The organism is Cellulomonas sp. H30R-01 (genome assembly GCF_010119915.1).
Lineage (GTDB): Bacteria > Actinomycetota > Actinomycetes > Actinomycetales > Cellulomonadaceae > Cellulomonas > Cellulomonas algicola.
Window position 1 is genome coordinate 2,896,460 of record NZ_CP048210.1, and the last position, 15,783, is coordinate 2,912,242.

General features: G+C 73.9%; 18 protein-coding genes. 3 read left to right on the forward strand and 15 right to left on the reverse strand.

Annotated elements, in window-relative coordinates:
- Nucleotides 1-82 precede the first annotated feature (82 nt).
- Nucleotides 83-1,942, reverse strand: a complete 1,860-nt coding sequence (locus tag GXP71_RS12955) for a DUF4012 domain-containing protein (protein WP_162352979.1) — start codon at nt 1,940-1,942, stop codon at nt 83-85.
- Nucleotides 1,943-2,112: 170 nt separating this feature from the next.
- Complete coding sequence (locus GXP71_RS12960; protein WP_162352980.1) at nt 2,113-2,637, reverse strand: peptidase; 525 nt, start codon at nt 2,635-2,637, stop codon at nt 2,113-2,115.
- Between the two features lie 127 nt (nt 2,638-2,764).
- On the opposite strand from GXP71_RS12960, the gene GXP71_RS12965 reads away from it, so the two are divergent.
- A complete protein-coding gene (locus GXP71_RS12965; RefSeq protein WP_162352981.1) occupies nt 2,765-3,229 on the forward strand; it encodes a VanZ family protein in 465 nt (154 codons plus the stop codon).
- Nucleotides 3,230-3,236: 7 nt separating this feature from the next.
- Here GXP71_RS12965 and GXP71_RS12970 read toward each other — a convergent pair whose 3' ends face one another.
- Nucleotides 3,237-4,736: an NCS2 family permease gene (locus GXP71_RS12970; RefSeq protein ID WP_162352982.1), complete on the reverse strand. Its 1,500-nt coding sequence runs from the start codon at nt 4,734-4,736 to the stop codon at nt 3,237-3,239.
- A 134-nt stretch (nt 4,737-4,870) separates the two neighbouring features.
- On the opposite strand from GXP71_RS12970, the gene GXP71_RS12975 reads away from it, so the two are divergent.
- On the forward strand, nt 4,871-5,476 hold the full coding sequence (locus tag GXP71_RS12975) for a low molecular weight phosphatase family protein (protein WP_238402408.1): 606 nt from the start codon (nt 4,871-4,873) through the stop codon (nt 5,474-5,476).
- 9 nt (nt 5,477-5,485) lie between these two features.
- A complete protein-coding gene (locus tag GXP71_RS12980; RefSeq protein WP_124342394.1) occupies nt 5,486-5,743 on the forward strand; it encodes a DUF2530 domain-containing protein in 258 nt (85 codons plus the stop codon).
- 6 nt (nt 5,744-5,749) lie between these two features.
- Here GXP71_RS12980 and GXP71_RS12985 read toward each other — a convergent pair whose 3' ends face one another.
- From GXP71_RS12985 to GXP71_RS13040, 12 genes are all read right to left on the reverse strand, one after another.
- The gene (locus tag GXP71_RS12985; RefSeq protein WP_124342395.1) at nt 5,750-6,238 is read right to left on the reverse strand and encodes a hypothetical protein; all 489 of its coding nucleotides are present in this window, start codon (nt 6,236-6,238) and stop codon (nt 5,750-5,752) included.
- A complete protein-coding gene (locus tag GXP71_RS12990) occupies nt 6,235-6,597 on the reverse strand; it encodes a response regulator (RefSeq protein WP_124342396.1) in 363 nt (120 codons plus the stop codon). The genes GXP71_RS12985 and GXP71_RS12990 overlap by 4 nt, the downstream gene beginning before the upstream one ends.
- Nucleotides 6,598-6,673: 76 nt before the next feature.
- A complete protein-coding gene (locus GXP71_RS12995; protein WP_162352984.1) occupies nt 6,674-7,141 on the reverse strand; it encodes a chemotaxis protein CheX in 468 nt (155 codons plus the stop codon).
- Nucleotides 7,138-7,521, reverse strand: coding sequence for a response regulator (locus tag GXP71_RS13000; protein WP_124342398.1), 384 nt, complete (start codon nt 7,519-7,521; stop codon nt 7,138-7,140). The genes GXP71_RS12995 and GXP71_RS13000 overlap by 4 nt, the downstream gene beginning before the upstream one ends.
- The gene (locus tag GXP71_RS13005) at nt 7,518-8,456 is read right to left on the reverse strand and encodes a protein-glutamate O-methyltransferase CheR (protein WP_162352985.1); all 939 of its coding nucleotides are present in this window, start codon (nt 8,454-8,456) and stop codon (nt 7,518-7,520) included. The genes GXP71_RS13000 and GXP71_RS13005 overlap by 4 nt, the downstream gene beginning before the upstream one ends.
- On the reverse strand, nt 8,453-9,580 hold the full coding sequence (gene cheB / locus GXP71_RS13010; RefSeq protein ID WP_162352986.1) for a chemotaxis-specific protein-glutamate methyltransferase CheB: 1,128 nt from the start codon (nt 9,578-9,580) through the stop codon (nt 8,453-8,455). The genes GXP71_RS13005 and cheB overlap by 4 nt, the downstream gene beginning before the upstream one ends.
- Nucleotides 9,577-9,996 carry a hypothetical protein gene (locus tag GXP71_RS13015; protein WP_124342401.1) on the reverse strand — a complete coding sequence of 140 codons (420 nt, stop codon included), beginning with the start codon at nt 9,994-9,996 and terminating at the stop codon, nt 9,577-9,579. Before GXP71_RS13015 ends, cheB begins: the two co-directional genes overlap by 4 nt.
- A 56-nt stretch (nt 9,997-10,052) precedes the next feature.
- Complete coding sequence (locus tag GXP71_RS13020) at nt 10,053-11,675, reverse strand: methyl-accepting chemotaxis protein (RefSeq protein ID WP_162352987.1); 1,623 nt, start codon at nt 11,673-11,675, stop codon at nt 10,053-10,055.
- A gap of 95 nt (nt 11,676-11,770) precedes the next feature.
- Complete coding sequence (locus tag GXP71_RS13025) at nt 11,771-12,190, reverse strand: chemotaxis protein CheW (protein ID WP_162352988.1); 420 nt, start codon at nt 12,188-12,190, stop codon at nt 11,771-11,773.
- Nucleotides 12,187-14,694 (reverse strand): chemotaxis protein CheA, encoded by a 2,508-nt coding sequence (locus GXP71_RS13030; protein ID WP_162352989.1) that lies wholly within the window; start codon nt 14,692-14,694, stop codon nt 12,187-12,189. The genes GXP71_RS13025 and GXP71_RS13030 overlap by 4 nt, the downstream gene beginning before the upstream one ends.
- A 48-nt stretch (nt 14,695-14,742) precedes the next feature.
- The gene (csrA, locus tag GXP71_RS13035; RefSeq protein WP_162352990.1) at nt 14,743-15,084 is read right to left on the reverse strand and encodes a carbon storage regulator CsrA; all 342 of its coding nucleotides are present in this window, start codon (nt 15,082-15,084) and stop codon (nt 14,743-14,745) included.
- A gap of 51 nt (nt 15,085-15,135) precedes the next feature.
- The gene (locus GXP71_RS13040; protein ID WP_162352991.1) at nt 15,136-15,549 is read right to left on the reverse strand and encodes a PLD nuclease N-terminal domain-containing protein; all 414 of its coding nucleotides are present in this window, start codon (nt 15,547-15,549) and stop codon (nt 15,136-15,138) included.
- Nucleotides 15,550-15,783: the final 234 nt, after the last annotated feature.

The window sequence follows — 15,783 nt, forward strand, 5'->3', positions numbered from 1 at the left end:
CCCAGCATGGGACGGACGACAATGGCACGGAAATGACCTTTTCGGACGTTTCGCCGCCTGTGACCCTGGAAATGGGTCTGCGTCACCGTACCGATTCGCTGGAGCAACCGGAAGCGACGATCGTCGGCCCGGAACCGCTGGCCAAGGGCGTGGAACGCACCACGACGTCGCCCGTCGAGGACTTTCCGGTGACGATCTCGAGATCGAGCGTCCCGGATTGTCCGGGTGCGAGAGTGAATGTCCTCGCGACGACCCCGAGCTCGTCGTGCACCTGCGCGAGCACCCCCGACTCCTCGGAATTCACCCGCACCGTCTCGACGAATCCCCCGGACGGCGCATACACGAGGACGTTGGTCGTCACCTCGCCGGGCGGGACGACGCGGTCGGGCCCGACGACGTACTCCGGGAGCGTCGCGGCGTCGGCGGGCGCGGTGGACGTGAGCGTCACGGTGAGGTCGACGACCTGGGACCCGTCGGGCCGGCACTGCGCGACCTCACCCGTGACGTCGAGGTCGAGGTAGTAGCCCATCTTCGCCTGCGTGCCGTCGTTGAGGTAGACGCCGACGACGGACGAGTCGTCGCCGCCACGACCGCGCAGCGCGCCCGCGAGGACGGTCGGCGCGAGCAGCTCCTGCTCCTCGGCGTGCGCGGACCACAGCATGAGCCGGCCCTCGCGCGCGGCCTGCGCGAGCGCGTCGACGACCGCCCCCGCGTCGCCCTGGCCCCCCGCGACGGCACCGAAGACGGTCGCCGCGGTCGACGCGAAGAACGCGTCCTGGTCGGCCGGGTCCTCGAACCTCAGGTAGACGCCGTTGAGCAGCTCCGCGACGGCGTTGTCGCGCGACAGCGTGCTGCCGTCGGCCAGCCCGACGGGGCCGGTCGCCTCGAGGACGAGCGCGAGCGCACCGGGGTCCACGGACAGCACCCCGTCGACCTCGCCGCCGACCTGCTGCTGCCAGATCGCGCGCGCGAGCGCGGCGGACCGCGGGAAGTCCGGTGTGAACGTGACGTCGCGCATGTCGGTGCCGACGAGCGGGCTGAACAGCGCGTCCTCGGCGTCGCTCAGCGGCAGCGCGGGCTCGGTCAGGCCGGACAGGTCGCCGCCGCGCCGCTGGTCGACGACGTCGAGCCGCCCGTCCTGCGCGCGCAGCACGAGGACCGTGCCGGGGATGCCGCCGGTCGCCCGGGGCTCGGCGTTGTTCTGCACGAGCACGAGGTAGGTGCGCGGCTCGGCGGACCCGAGCATCGTGGGGAGCAGGGTCGCGGCGCGCGCGGCGGTCGCGGTGGTCGCCGCGACGTCGTCGACCTGCGCGCGCAGCTCGTCGACCGGCCCGGCGAGCTGGCCGACGAGCCGGGAGGTGTCGATCGCGTCGAGCTGCTGGACGGCGGCCTGCACGGCGAGGTCGGCCCCCACGACCTGCGGCGCGGCCCTGCGCAGCGGGTCGAGGTCCACCTGGCCGTCGACGGGCGCGAGCGCCGCGGGGTCGACGAGCGCGACGGCGTCGACGAGCGGCGGCAGGCCGTGCTGCGCGAGGTTGTCGACGACGTCGGCGACGACCTGCACGGCGCCCGTCTGGTCACCCACCCACGGCAGCGCACCGGCGAGGGACCACACCGGGCCGCGCGTGCGGGCGTGCGCGGTCGCAGCGTCCTCCTGGAGCCGGGTGACGGTCGCGCGAGCGGCCTCGACGTCGCCGCCGGTGGCCTGCTCCTGCAGCACGACGACCTCGCCACGCGCGTCGAGGAGCGCGGCGCGGGCCGCGAGGACGTCGGCGACGAGCCAACCGACGGCGACCAGCCCGAGGAGCACGACCGCGCCGACGGCACCCAGCACGGCGCGCCGGTCCAGCACGAGCCGCCGACGCCACCGCGGCTCGGCGGGCGCCTCCTGCTCCGGCACGACCTGCGTGGACCAGGCGTCGCCCCAGTCCGGATGTGTCACGCAGGTCCTTCCGCTCGGCTCGGGTCACGCTCCTGCCGCGCGGACGACCGCCCGGCGGCGCGCTCGATGGTAACCGCGCGGGCTGTGCACCCGGGCTCCTCGCCGCGGGCGTCCGACGGGCGCCGCGGCGCCGGGCGCGGTCTGCGCGGCCGGCGCGCGCGGCGCTCGGGTCAGCGGGTCGTGGCGCGGTGCCGGGCGAGCAGCAGCGCGCCTGCACCGACGACGAGCAGCGTCACGCCGCCGAGCACGTACGGCAGCGCGTCGGCGCCGGTCGAGCTCAGCGTGCCGCCCGTCCCGGCCGGAGTGACCGCGAGCACCTCGGTCGCGATGACCGCACCCGTGGCCGCGTCGACGGCGGTCAGCGTGTAGGTGCCGGCCTGCGCGAGCGTCACGGTGAACGTCACGGACCCGGCGGCGTCGGTCGTCTTGGTGAGCGACTTGGTGCCGGCGATCGTGATCGCGCTGTCCGGGACCGACGCCGGCGCCGTGATCGTGAGCGTCACGGGTGTGCTCGGCGTGTGCTGGATGGTGAAGCTGAACGACTGCCCGGGCGCGGGCGTCGGGTCGGACACGGTCGCGACCACGCTCGGCGCGCGGTAGCCGTCGTCGCTCGGTGCTGCGGTCGCTGCGCTCCCCGCGGACAGGAGCAGGCCGCCCGCGACGAGCGCAGCGGCGATGTGGCGTCGAACGAACATGTGAGCCCCCTCGGCTTCCCCCAGGCCGTCGGTGCCGCGCACGGACACGGCACCCGGTCCGACGGTACAACTGCCTCGGGCATCTGGAAACCGCTGGCACGACCGGCGTCACGGCTACCGTGACGAGGTGACGTCCTCCCCCGCCACCCGCCGCCGTGCCCTCGTGGCGGTGCTGGTCGTCTACCTGGCGGGCGTCGCGCGCCTCACCCTGTGGCCCGAGCCGGCACCGGACGCCACGTTCGGCCTCGTCAGGACCGTGCTCGCGTGGTTGCAGGAGCGCGGCTTCCCGGTGACGTACGCCGCGACGGAGGCGGTCGCGAACGTCGTGCTGTTCGTGCCGTTCGGCCTGCTGGTCGGCGTCCTGCTGAGGCGCGCGTGGTGGGCGGTGGCGCTGGGCGCCGCGACGTCGGCGGCGATCGAGCTCGCGCAGCGCGCGTTCCTCCCGTCGCGCGTCCCCACCGTCCAGGACGTCGTCATGAACACCCTGGGCGCGGCCCTGGGTGTCGCGGCGCTGCTCGTCGCCCGCCGCGTCGCGCGGAGACGGACGGGCCGGGCCCTCCCGGAGGAGGACCCGGCCCGAACCACCGGCTGAGAGGACCTCAGACGCCGAGCGCGTCCTTGATCGGGCCGAGCAGGAAGTACACGACGAACAGCGCGGCGGCGCCCCACATGAGCGGGTGCACGACACGGGCCTTGCCGAGCGCGAGCTTGATGACGACGAACGCGATGACGCCCGCGCCCATGCCGACGGTGATCGAGTAGGCGAACGGCATGAGGACGATGGTGAGGAACGCGGGGATCGCGACCTCCCAGTTCTTCCAGTCGATGCCGCTGATCTGCATGACCATGAGGAAGCCGACGACGACGAGCGCCGGGGTGGCGGCCTCGAACGGGATGACGTCGACGAGCGGTGCGAGGAACGTCGCGAGCAGGAACGCGACACCGGTCGTGATCGCGGCGAGGCCGGTGCGGGCACCGTCGCCGACGCCCGCGGCGGACTCGATGTACGAGGTGTTGGACGAGACCGAGCCCGCACCACCGGCGGCCGCGGCGAGCGAGTCGACGATGAGGATCTGCTTGGTGCGCGGCGGGTTGCCGTCCTTGTCGAGCAGCCCGGCCTCGCCGCCGATCGCGACCATCGTGCCCATCGTGTCGAAGAAGTCGGCGAGCAGCAGCGAGAAGACCAGCAGGATCACCGCGACCGCGCCGATGCGCTCGAACGAGCCGAACAGCGAGAACTGGCCAAGCAGCGAGAAGTCGGGGGTCGCGACGACCTGGTCGGGGATCGCGGGGGTGTTGAGCTTCCAGCCGCCGGGGTTGCTGCCGTCGGGCTTCGCGGCGCCGACCTTCGTGATCGCCTCGACGACGATCGACAGGATCGTGGCGGTCGCGATGGCGATGAGGATCGCGCCCTTGACCTTGCGGACCATGAGCACGATCGCGGTGATGAGGCCGACCGAGAACACGAGCAGCGGCCACGAGCCGAGCGAGCCGGCGATGCCGAGCTCGACGGGCGTCGCGAGGCTCGACGGGATGCGCACGAAGCCGGAGTCGACGAGGCCGATGAACGCGATGAACAGGCCGATGCCGACGGAGATCGCGGTCTTGAGCTCGACGGGGACGGCGCGGAACACGGCCTCGCGGAACCCGGTCAGCACGAGCACGAGGATGATGAGGCCCTCGAGCACGACGATGCCCATCGCGTCCGGCCAGGTCATGCCGGGCAGGAACGCGATCGAGTAGGTGACGACCGCGTTGAGGCCGAGGCCCGCGGCGAGCGCGAGCGGGAAGTTCGCGACGGCGCCCATGAGGATCGACATGACGCCCGCGACCAGGGCGGTGGTCGCCGCGACGGCGGCGAGGTTCGGGGCGTCGCCGCCGCCGAGAAACGCGCCGTTGCCGCCGTCCGACGGGACGGTGCCGATGATGAGCGGGTTGAGCACGATGATGTAGCTCATCGTGAAGAAGGTGACGAGACCGCCGCGGATCTCCGTGCCGATCGTCGAGCCGCGCTCGGTGATCTTGAAGTAGCGGTCGACCGCGTTGCGAGGTGGCGCAGGAGTCTCGTCCTGCGCGACGGGGGCGGAGGGGGAAGCCATGCGCAGATCGTAGGAGAACGATCGCGTCCGCATGCTGGTTCCCACCGTCCGCAACATGAACGTCACACAGTGACGAGCGCGACGCCCGCCCGGCGGTACCGGACGGCGCACCCCCGCCGGGCATCATGGTCGCCGTGACCGTCGACCCCGCCGCGCCCGTGCGCGTGCTCACCGTCTGCACCGGCAACATCTGCCGCTCCCCCGCCGTCGAGCGCCTGCTCGCCGCGGGTGCGGGCGGCGCGTTCCGGGGCGACGTGGCCGCCGGCGGGATCGAGGTCGGCTCGGCCGGCACGCGCGCGGTCGTCGGGTCCGCGATGAGCCCGCAGATGGCGGCGCTGGTCGCAAGCCGCGGGCTGGTCGCCGACCGGTTCGTCGCGCGGCAGCTCGACGCGGCCGCGGTCCGCGAGGCCGACGTCGTGCTCGCGCTCACCCGCAGCCACCGGTCCGCGGTCGTCGAGCTCGTGCCCGCAGCCGTGCGCCGCACGTACACGCTGCGCGAGCTCGCCCGGCTCGCCCCGCTCGTGGACCCGGCCGACCTCGCCGCGGCGGGCCCGACACCCGCCGAGCGGCTGCGGGCGCTCGCCACCCTCGCCGCCGCGCAGCGCGGCCGCGTGCACGCGACGCCCGACGAGGACGACGTCGTCGACCCGATCGGCCAGTCGGACGCGCTCTACGCGCGCGTGTTCGACCAGATGGCGCAGGCCGTGGACGTGATCGTCGGCACCCTGCGCCGGTCGTAGGCTTCGCCCGTGCCGTCGCTCCTCGACCGGCTGCTGCGCCCCGAGCGCACGCCGCCCCCGCCCGTGCAGGTGGACCTCGCGCACGTGCTCCTCGTCGGAACCGGCGTGTGGGTGGCCGGGCTCGTCGTCTGCGCGGTCCTCGGCTGGACCGGTGCGACCGACTGGGTCCCGACCGTGGTCTGCGCGACGGGCGTCGTCATCGGCCTGGGCGCGCTCGCGTGGGCCCGGAGGCGGCGACCGCAGCCGGGCACCGCCCCCGAGCGCTGACCGTCGTCACACGACGACCAGCGAGAACCCTCCGCGGCCGTACCCGGCGACGTCGACCTCGAGGTCGCACCGCCGCATGAACGCCGGCACGTGCCGCGCGACGTCCGCGGGCAGCGGGTGACCCGGCTCGTAGACGACGTCGAGGCGGACGTGCGGCGCCCCCTCCGCGTTGAGCAGCGAGCCCAGCACGTTGAGGATCTCGCTCGCGTTCTCGAGCAGGCCCGCGGGCAGCCCGCCGTGGTTCACGGCCTGCTGCGCCATCTTCACCGGGACCAGCCCGAGCGCCCCGCCGAGGTACGCGGCGGCGGGGACGTCGAGCAGGATCAGCGCGGCGACCTGCTGCGTGTCGTCGAGGTACACGCCGACCAGGCACCCGTCACCCTTCGCCGGGTCCTGGCTCGTCGCACCCGTGAGCACGTCGACCTCGCGGCCGACGAGGTTCTCGAGCAGGTCGCGGACCTCGACGGCACCGGCCAGCGGGGTCTGCGCGCTCATGCCAGCACCGGCTCGATGACCTCGCGGAACGACTCCGCGGTGAACGGCTTCGCGATGAGGAACAGCGCGCCGGCGGCGTCCGCGGTGGCCCGCATCTCGGGCGAGCCCTCGGACGTGACGAACCCGAACGGCGTCTCGAAGCCCTCGGCGCGCAGCGCCTCCAGCAGCTCGATGCCGGACACGTTCGGCATGTTCCAGTCCGACAGGACGACGTCGGGCTCGTCGGCGCGGACGGCCGCGAGGGCTTCCGCACCGTCGGACGCCTCGCGCACGTCCCAGTCGTAACCCGCCTGCCGGAGCGTGCGGATCACGATCTGGCGCATGACGCGGCTGTCGTCGACGACGAGGACGCGGATCATGATCGGTTCCTTCCTTCGGTGCGGCGCCGCGGGACGGTCGGCGCGGCGGTCGTGCCAGGGACGGTGGGGACGGGGCTCACTGCCCGGCCCCGGTCAGGAGCACCCAGAGCTCCACGACGATCGGGCGGCCGCGCCACGACAGCGCGAGCTCCTGCACGCGCAGCGCGCCCTCGAGCAGCGGGACGGTGTCGGCGACCGCGGGCAGACCGAGCTTGGCGGCGTCGGGCATGAGGGCCTTGATGTTGCCGCCGACGACGTTGGCGAGCTCGCCGAACGCGTCGACGAGGTCCTCGTGCGAGACCTCCTCGTCGGCCGGCAGGCCGAGCAGCGCGCGGGCCAGGTCGTGCGCCGTCGCGGTCGCGGTCGTGAGGACCGCACGCCCGCTCAGCTCGCCGAACAGGTCGACCCACGCGTGCACGGGCTCCTCGACGGCGGGCGTCTCGCCCTCCCAGGCGTTCAGGTGCCCGTCCTCGCCGTCGATCATCGACGCGAACACGTCACGGGCGATGAGCAGGACCTGGTCGGTCGCGACGTCGGTGCTCATGCGGTCTCCTCCACGGGGACGAGGCCGAGCAGGTCGAGCTTCGCCCGCAGCTCCTCGGCGGTGAACGGCTTGATCAGGTACTCGTGCGCGCCTGCCGCGAGCGCGCGCACGATCTGGGACTGCTCGGCCTCGGTCGTGACCATCATGAGCGTCACGCCGCGCCACTCGCGGTTCTTGCGGACGTGCGTGACCAGCTCGAGCCCGTCCATGACGGGCATGTTCCAGTCGACGGTGACGAGGTCCACGGCACCCTCCTGCTGGAGGGCGTCGAGGGCCTCCTGGCCGTCGGCGGCCTGGGTCGTCGAGAACCCGAGCCCTTCCAGGACGTTCGCGACGATGCGGCGCATCGTCCGCGAGTCGTCGACCACGAGTGCTCTCATCGGCTCTCTCCTCGGACGCTGTCGGACAGCGGGACGGCGGCGACGCGCGCGGACGGCACGACACCGAGGGGGGCTATCGGGGCGGGCGCGAACGACCGCAGGGTGGGCGTGAGCAGGCTCGGCACGGCGGCCGCCCGGTAGACCGCGCCGCGCTCGACAGGCACCCGCTCCCAGCCGTCGTCGAGGCCGATCGTCGTCTCGGCGGCGCCCAGGACGAGGAACCCGCCGGGGCGCATCGCCGCGAGGACGCGGTCGAGCACGGCCTGCTTGACGGGCAGGTCGAAGTAGATGAGGACGTTGCGCAGGAACACCACGTCGAAGCCGCCGCCGAACGGCGGCGCGTCGAGCAGGTTGTGCCGCAGGAACGTCACCTGCCGACGGAGGTGGTCCCGCACGCGCCAGCCGGTGCCGTCGGCCTCGAAGTGCCGGACGAGCATCGGGGTCGGCAGGCCGCGGTTGGTCTCGAGCCGCGAGTAGACGCCCTGCGACGCGCGGTCGAGCACGGTCGCGTTGATGTCGGTCGCGACGATCTCGACGGCCGTGTCCGGCACCGCGTCGGCGAGCGTCATCGCGATCGAGTACGGCTCCTGCCCGGTCGAGCAGGCCGCCGACCACACCCGCAGCCGCGGCAGGCTGCCGCCCTCGCCGCGCAGCGCGGGCACGACGTGCTCGGTGAGCGCGCGGAACGGCGCGCCGTCCCGGAAGAACGACGTCTCGTTGGTCGTGAGGGCGTCGACGACCGCGCGGACGTCGGCCTCACGCTCGGCGGCGCGCAGCTCGCGCACGTACGTCTCGACGCGCGCGTGCCCGGCCCGCTGCGCGAGCGGCTGGAGCCGGGACTCCACGAGGTACTCCTTGCCCGCGTCGAGGTTGATGCCGGCGCGTCGTGCCACCAGCTCCGCGACGTAGGCGAAGGCGTCGGGGGCGAGGCTCATCGGTGCGCTCCGGTGGGTTCGGCGGTGGCGTGGCTGAGGACGTCCTCCACGGCCGCGGGGATCTGGTCGACGGGCAGCACGCGGTGCGCGAGCCCGGCGGTGGCGACGGCTCCGGGCATGCCCCAGACGACGCTCGACGGCTGGTCCTGCACCAGCACGGTGCCGCCCGCGCCGACCACGTCGACGCAGCCCTGGCGACCGTCGACGCCCATGCCGGTGAGGACGACGCCGAGCAGCTCGCCGCGCACGGCGCGCACGGCGGAGCGGAACAGGACGTCGGCCGCGGGGCGGCAGAAGTTGATCGGCGGCGAGTCGTCGAGCGCGGTGCGCAGCATGCCGGTGCGGGTGTCGACGCCGAGGTGCCGGTCGCCGGGGGCGATGTACACGTGCCCGGCCTCGAGCGGCTCGTCGTCGCCGGCCTCGACGACCGTCGCGGGCCCGACGCGGTCGAGCCGCGCCGCGAGCTGCCGCGTGAACACGGGCGGCATGTGCTGCACGACGAGGACGGGGACGGGAGGCGGCACGGTGAGCCCGCGCAGGACGCGCGTGAGCGCGTCGGGGCCGCCGGTCGAGGCGGCGACGACGACGAGCTGCACGGGATGCGTCAGCGGCATCGGCCGCGTGACGGGGGCGGCACCGGGTGCGGGCGGCGCGACGGGCTCGGCGACCGGCGCGGCGTGCACCTGCCGTGCGGGCACCTCGACGACGTCCTCGGTGCGCGGGACGAGCGCGACGATCCGCGGGATCAGGTCGTGCGCGACGCGCGCGAGCGCCTCGTGCACCGACGCGGTGCCCGTGGGCTTCGTGACGTAGTCGGTGGCGCCCGCGGCGAGCGCGTCGAGCGTGGCCGTCGCGCCGCGCTCGGTGAGCGTGGAGAACATGATGATCGGCATGCGGTAGCCCTGCGCCCGCAGCGCCGCGACCGTCTCGATGCCGTCCATCTCCGGCATCTCGACGTCCATCGTCACGAGGTCGGGCTGGAGCTGCTCGACCTTCGCGAGCGCGAGCCGGCCGTTCGCCGCGATGCCGACGACCTCGATGCGCCGGTCCTGCCCGAGCACGTCGCTCACGATGCGCCGCACGACGACCGAGTCGTCGACGACGAGCACCCGGATCCGGCTCACGCGGCGCCGCCGAGCTGCGCCTCGACGCTCGTCACGACGTCGGCCTCGTACGGGACGACGACCACGCCGCGCAGGCGGGCCTGCTGGAGGACGTCGTCGAGCGTGCCCTCGGCCACCGCGACCGCGACGACCGCGTCGGCGCCGCCGTCGACGAGCAGGCGGACCTGCGCGACCTGCGTCGCCGAGTCGGGCGCGTAGTGCACGCGCACGCCGTACCCGAGCTGGGCGAGGCGCTGCACGAGCACGTCGCCCTCCACGGCCCAGCCGGTCGCCGGCAGCGTCACGCCGACGAGGCGCGTCGACTGCCACCGGGCGAGCGCGTCGCCGCTGACCTCGCCGCCACCTGTCTGGTGGGCGAACGCGGCCGCCACGGCGAGCGCCATGACGGACGCCGCCCATGCCTTGCGTCGCGACATCCCTGTCTCCTTCGTGCCGGCGGGCCGTCCCTGGCCCGGCGGTGGTGCACCTTCGGTCAGAAGGTGAACATCGACACCCGCTCGCGCAGGTCGGCGGACATGCGGGCCAGCTCGGTGACGGACCCGCCCATCTGGCTGAGCACCTCCGAGCTCGTGGCGGCGGACGTGGCGACACCGGTGATGTTCGCGGCGATCTCGCCGGAACCGGTGGCGGCCTCGGCCACGCCGCGGGACATCTCGTTGGTCGTCGCGGTCTGCTCCTCGACGGCCGACGCGATGGTCAGCTGGTAGTCGTTGATCGACGCGATGATCGTCCCGATCTCCCCGATCGCGGCGACGGCACCCGTGGTGTCGGCCTGGATCGCCTCGACGCGGCGCGCGATGTCCTCCGTCGCCTTGGCCGTCTCGGACGCGAGCTCCTTGACCTCACCCGCGACGACGGCGAAGCCCTTGCCGGCCTCCCCGGCACGCGCGGCCTCGATGGTCGCGTTGAGCGCGAGCAGGTTCGTCTGCTCGGCGATCGACGTGATGAGCTTGACGACCTTGCCGATCTCCTGGCTCGACGAGCCGAGGCGGGACACCGAGTCGTTCGCGCTCGCCGCGGCGCCCGTGGCGGCCTGCGCCACCTTGGTCGCCTCGGTCGCGTTCTGCGCGATCTCCCGGATCGACGCGCCCATCTGCTCGGCACCGGCGGCGACGGCCTGCACGTTGCGCGACACCTGCGCGGCCGCGGCCGCGACGACGCCCGCCTGCGCGCTGGTCTCGTCCGACCCGGCGGCGACCTGGCTCGACGACGCGGAGAGCTGCTCGGCCGCGACGGCGACCTCGTCCGCCGTGTGCTTGACCTCGGTGAGCGTCTCGCGGACGCCGGCCTGCGCACGGCCGAGGGCCTCGCGCATCTGCCCCATCTCGTCGCGCGACGTGCCCGGGACGGTCCGCGTGAAGTCGCCGACGGCCATGCCGTTGAGCGCGCGGCACATGTCCCACACGCTCTTGCGGATGCCCGACGCCGTCTTGAAGCCGAGGAACATCGAGATCGCGAGGCCCGCGAACAGGCTGATGCCGAGGATGTAGCCGGCCATGTCGACGCGGTCCTGCGCGGCCTCCGCGGTCGCGGTGACCTCCGCCGCCATCGTCTTCTCGACCTCGTCGAACTTCAGCACGAAGTCGTCGATCGCGGGCTGGCTCACGGTGTCGGAGATCGACGAGTACGCGTCGGCGTCGTCCGCGAGCGCAGCGGGGACGACCTTCTCGTCCCGCAGCACGACCCACTTCTGGTACGACTCGACGAAGCCCGGCCAGGCCGCGTTGCCGTCGGCGCCGCTCGACTTCGCGAACGCCTCGATGGCCTCGGCCATGTCCATGTCGTTGCGCCGCTGCAGCTCGACCCAGCCCTTGCGGATCACCGGGTTCTTCACCGCGGCGATCTGGGCGACGATGAGGCGCGCGTTGTGCTGGCCGTCGTCGACCGAGCGCGACAGCGCGGCCACCTCGGTGGCGACGACGTCGACGTCCCGCAGGTCCTGGGCGGCACGCTGGAGGGCGACGTAGGCGAAGGCGCCCGAGCCGAGGGCGACGAACGCCACGAGGCCGAGCAGCAGCATCATCTTCGTCTGGATGCCCAGGTTGCCCAGGCTCATGCGCCGGCGCGGGCCGCCGTCGCGGGAGGTCTTGCTCATCGGTGCTCCTTGTCAGGGCTTCGTCGCCGTCGTCCGTCAAGATCGGCCGCGGCGGCGGTGCTGTGAGGGGTCGGGGCGACTTCCCCCCGCGCGGCTCAGGCCGCGGAGGCCGCCTCGTCGACGTCGAGGACGAGCAGCAGCCGGTCCTCGAGCGTGCAGGCCGACCGGATGAGCGGCCGCAGGTCCGGGTCGAGCGTCTCCGGCGGCACGCCGACGTCGTCGACGGGCACGTCGAGGACGTCGCCGATCTCGTCGACGAGCAGGCTCACGGGCTCGCCGTCCACCTGGACGACGACCATCATCGGCTCGGCGTCCTGCGCGAGCCCCGGCAGGCCGAGCCGCGGCCGCAGGTCGACCGTGACGACGACCTGCCCGCGCAGGTTGACGACCCCCGCGATCCCGGGCGGCGCGAGGGGGACGCGCGTGCGGGCGTGCGCGCGCAGCGCCTCCTGGACGCGCAGCACGTCGACCCCGTACAGGTCGTCGCCGATGGTGAACGTCACGTAGCGGTTCACGCGGCACCCTCCAGCAGGTCGTCGGACTCGAAGTCGTGGTCCGCGGCGAGCAGCGCGGCGGGCAGGTCGAGCAGCTCGGTGACGCGCCCGTGCACGACGGTCGAGCCGACGAGGCCCGCGGCGTCGATGTCGGAGTGCTCGGCGTGGTCCTCGACGATGTCGACGATGTCCTCGACGACCAGCGCGGCGCTGCGCGACCCGCGCTCGTAGACGACGAGCAGCAGCTCGTCGCGGTCCTCGGGCGTCGCACCGACCAGGCTGTCGACGCGCGCGAGCGGCAGGATCGAGCCGCGGTACTGCACGACCTCGCGGTCGCCGACCGTCTCGACCTCGTCCGAGCGCACGTGCTCGAGCCGCGCGACGCCGGCGAGCGGCATCGCGACGAGACGGCCCTCGCCGATCCGTGCGACGAGCAGCTGCTCGGTCTCGTGCGCCTCCTCGACCGCGGCCGAGGCGTGGCCCACCGACGCGTGCTCGTGCTCGCGCGGCATCGCCTCGCGGGCGATCGACTGCATGTCGAGGATCAGCGCGACGCGCCCGTCGCCGAGCACGGTCGTGCCCGCGTAGGTGCTCACGGACTTGAGCTGCGCCGCGAGCGGCGTCACGACGATCTCCTCGGTCGCGAGCACGCGGTCGACGAGCAGGCCGAAGCGGTTGTCGTCCGCCTGCACCACGACGATGACCCCGGGCCGGGACCCGGCGGGCTCGCCGTCGGACAGCCCGAGCACGTCGTGCAGCGGCACGAGCGGCAGGAGCTCGCCGCGCAGCCGGTAGACGGGCGCCTCGTGCACGTGCTCGACGGACTGCTCGGCGCGGTCGTCGAGCGCGACGAGCTCGAGCACGTGGACCTGCGGCACCGCGTACACGTCGCCGTCGCACTCGACGGACAGCGACGGCATGATCGCGAGCGTCAGCGGGATGCGCAGGCGCCACGACGTGCCCACGCCGACCGTGGACTCGACGTCCACGGTGCCGCCGACCGCCTCGATGCGCGTGCGCACGACGTCCATCCCGACGCCCCGGCCCGACACGTTGGTGACCGCCGCGGCCGTCGAGAAGCCGGGCAGGAACAGCAGCCCGAGCATCTCGGCCTGGCCGAGCTGCGCGACCTGCTCGGGCGTGCGCAGCCCCTTGCGGACCGCCGACTCGGCGACCTTCTGCGGGTCGATGCCGCGCCCGTCGTCGCGGACCTCGACGACGACCTGGCCACCCGCGTGGAACGCGCGCAGCTCGAGCGTGCCGTGCGACGGCTTGCCCGCGGCGACACGCTCGCCGGGCGGCTCGATGCCGTGGTCGACGGCGTTGCGCACGAGGTGCGTCAGCGGGTCCTTGACGGCCTCGAGCAGGCTGCGGTCGAGCTCCGTGTCGCCGCCGACGAGCTCGAGGCGCACCTCGCGCCCGCACGTCGCGGCGAGGTCGCGCACGACGCGCGGCATCTTCGCCCAGACGTTCTCGATGGGCTGCATGCGCGTGCGCATGACGCCGTCCTGCAGCTCGGACGCGATGAGGTTGAGCTGCTGCGCCGACCGCGTGAGGTCGACGTCCTGCGACTCGGCCGCGAGGCGCGTGAGCCGGTTGCGGACCAGCACGAGCTCGCCGACCTGCCGCATGAGGCGGTCGAGCAGCTCGACGTCGATGCGCACCGACGACTCGCTCGCGCCGCGCAGCGTGCCGACCTCCTCGAGGGGCGCGGCCGCGGGGGCCATCGTCGGCTGGTACTCGTGCCCGCTCGACAGGTCGGCGAGCGCCGCGGCGGCGAGCGCCTGCACGGCGGCCGCCTCGAGCGCCTCGTCGGCGGCCCGCTGGGCGGCCGGGTCGACGTGCGGGGTGGGCAGCACCGGCGCGGGTGCGTCACCGGGCGGCGTGCCGTCGGCGGGGCCGGACGCTGCCGCGCCGTCCTTCGGGACGCGCGTGACGATCTGCTTGATCGCCGGGACCTTGTCCGGCGCGGCCGTCGCCGGGGCCTCGGTCGCGTGCTCGGCGGTCACGGCGGCGACGGCCGCGGCGACCGGCTCGGCGTTCTCGTCGGCGGGGGCCTCGCGCGGGTGGGGCACGTCGGCCGTGCTCTCGGCGGCCGCGGGCGCGGTCGCCGTGGCCGGCGGTGCCTGCGCGGCGGTCCGTCCCTCCTGCACGGCGACGATCGCCTCGACGACCACGTCGACGTCCACGTCGCCCTCGCCACCGGTGCGCTCGATCGCGTCGAGCAGCAGCCGGACGGTGTCGACCGTGCGCAGCAGCACGTCGGTGGTCACCTGGTCCATCTGGCGGCGACCGTCGCGCAGCTCGACGAGCAGGTTCTCGCCCGCGTGCGTGACGCGCTCCAGGCGCGAGAACGCGAGGAACCCGCTCGTCCCCTTGATGGTGTGGATCGTCCGGAAGACGCTGCTGAGCAGCGGCCTGTCGCCCGGGTTCTCCTCGAGCTCCACGAGGTCCCGGTCCAGCTGGTCGAGGTTCTCGTAGCTCTCGACCAGGAACTCGCGGACGATCTCGTCGATGTCCTCCACGCGTGCCTCCCCACCGGGAGGCATTCGGCGCCGGCCCGGCGCCCAACCTCATCGGCCGGTGGAGGTCCCTGCTGAGGGATCCGCGGGGGTCGCGCCGGTGGGGGGTGCGTCGGTCGGCGCGGAGGCCGCCGTGCCGGGGCCTGTGCCGGGCCCGGCGGGCGTGGCGGGCGGCTGGAGGCGGCGCAGCGCGGCCGCGGTGCTGTCGTCGGCCTTCGCGGCCTCGGCGTTGGCCGCGGTGAGGGCCTCGAGGACCTCGGCACGGTGGACGCGCACGTCGCGGGGGGCGTCGATGCCCAGACGCACGCCGTCGCTGCGGACCTCGATCACGGTGACGACGATGTCGTCCCCGATGACGAGACGCTCACCGACGCGTCTGCTGAGCACGAGCATGCGAGCGACCCTACCGTCCGCACGCGGCGGCGCCCGCGCGCCACGAGCGAGTCACGCGTTCGACGAGCCGCTCGTCCCGCCGTCGGGCTCGGAGAGCCGCTGCTCGCGGTCGCGCAGCTGCGCCTCCCAGTCCCGCAGCATCTGCTCGTGCTTGTTGTCGGACTCGCGGTCGCGGCGCAGGCGGTCGAGGAACTCGGGGTCGTCGTCGGGCGCGCGACGGGGCCTCTCGTACTCGGGGAAGCCCGCGGTCCCGGTGGACGGCCACGGCACCTGGCGGCGGCGGTCGTCCTTGGGGCGGCCCGCGACGAGCCAGGCGACGCCGCCCGCGACGGGCAGGATGACGATGAGGATGAGCCAGCCCGTCCGGGACAGGTTCCGGATACGACCTTCGTCGGACTGGATGCAGTCGATGAGGCAGTAGACGAGCAGCCCGATCTCGACCACGAACGGCAGGTAGCGGAGCACGACCCCTCCTCCGGTGCCGCAGGCCCCGCGCCTCGGCGGACGCAGGCTAGCGGAGCGCGGGACGCTCGCGGGCGCGTTCGGGTGACGGACCTGCACCGATGCTCGCATCGGGCGCCGAAGGGCCGTTGCCTTCCGCGTTGACACGTGTCACTGTAGGGGAGCGCTTCCACGGCCGCACCGACGCGGCCCGTCCGGTCGTCGACCGGTCGACCCGCGCCCCGGCACGAAGGACGA

Coding starts and splice junctions, on each gene's coding strand:
- GXP71_RS12970 (WP_162352982.1), bottom strand. CDS start 4,736: ATGGCTTCCCCCTCCGCCCCCGTCGCGCAGGACGAGACTCCTGCGCCA.
- GXP71_RS12960 (WP_162352980.1), bottom strand. CDS start 2,637: ATGTTCGTTCGACGCCACATCGCCGCTGCGCTCGTCGCGGGCGGCCTG.
- csrA (WP_162352990.1), bottom strand. CDS start 15,084: ATGCTCGTGCTCAGCAGACGCGTCGGTGAGCGTCTCGTCATCGGGGAC.
- GXP71_RS13000 (WP_124342398.1), bottom strand. CDS start 7,521: ATGAGAGCACTCGTGGTCGACGACTCGCGGACGATGCGCCGCATCGTC.
- GXP71_RS12985 (WP_124342395.1), bottom strand. CDS start 6,238: ATGAGCGCGCAGACCCCGCTGGCCGGTGCCGTCGAGGTCCGCGACCTG.
- GXP71_RS13005 (WP_162352985.1), bottom strand. CDS start 8,456: ATGAGCCTCGCCCCCGACGCCTTCGCCTACGTCGCGGAGCTGGTGGCA.
- GXP71_RS13015 (WP_124342401.1), bottom strand. CDS start 9,996: ATGTCGCGACGCAAGGCATGGGCGGCGTCCGTCATGGCGCTCGCCGTG.
- GXP71_RS12990 (WP_124342396.1), bottom strand. CDS start 6,597: ATGATCCGCGTCCTCGTCGTCGACGACAGCCGCGTCATGCGCCAGATC.
- GXP71_RS12995 (WP_162352984.1), bottom strand. CDS start 7,141: ATGAGCACCGACGTCGCGACCGACCAGGTCCTGCTCATCGCCCGTGAC.
- GXP71_RS13020 (WP_162352987.1), bottom strand. CDS start 11,675: ATGAGCAAGACCTCCCGCGACGGCGGCCCGCGCCGGCGCATGAGCCTG.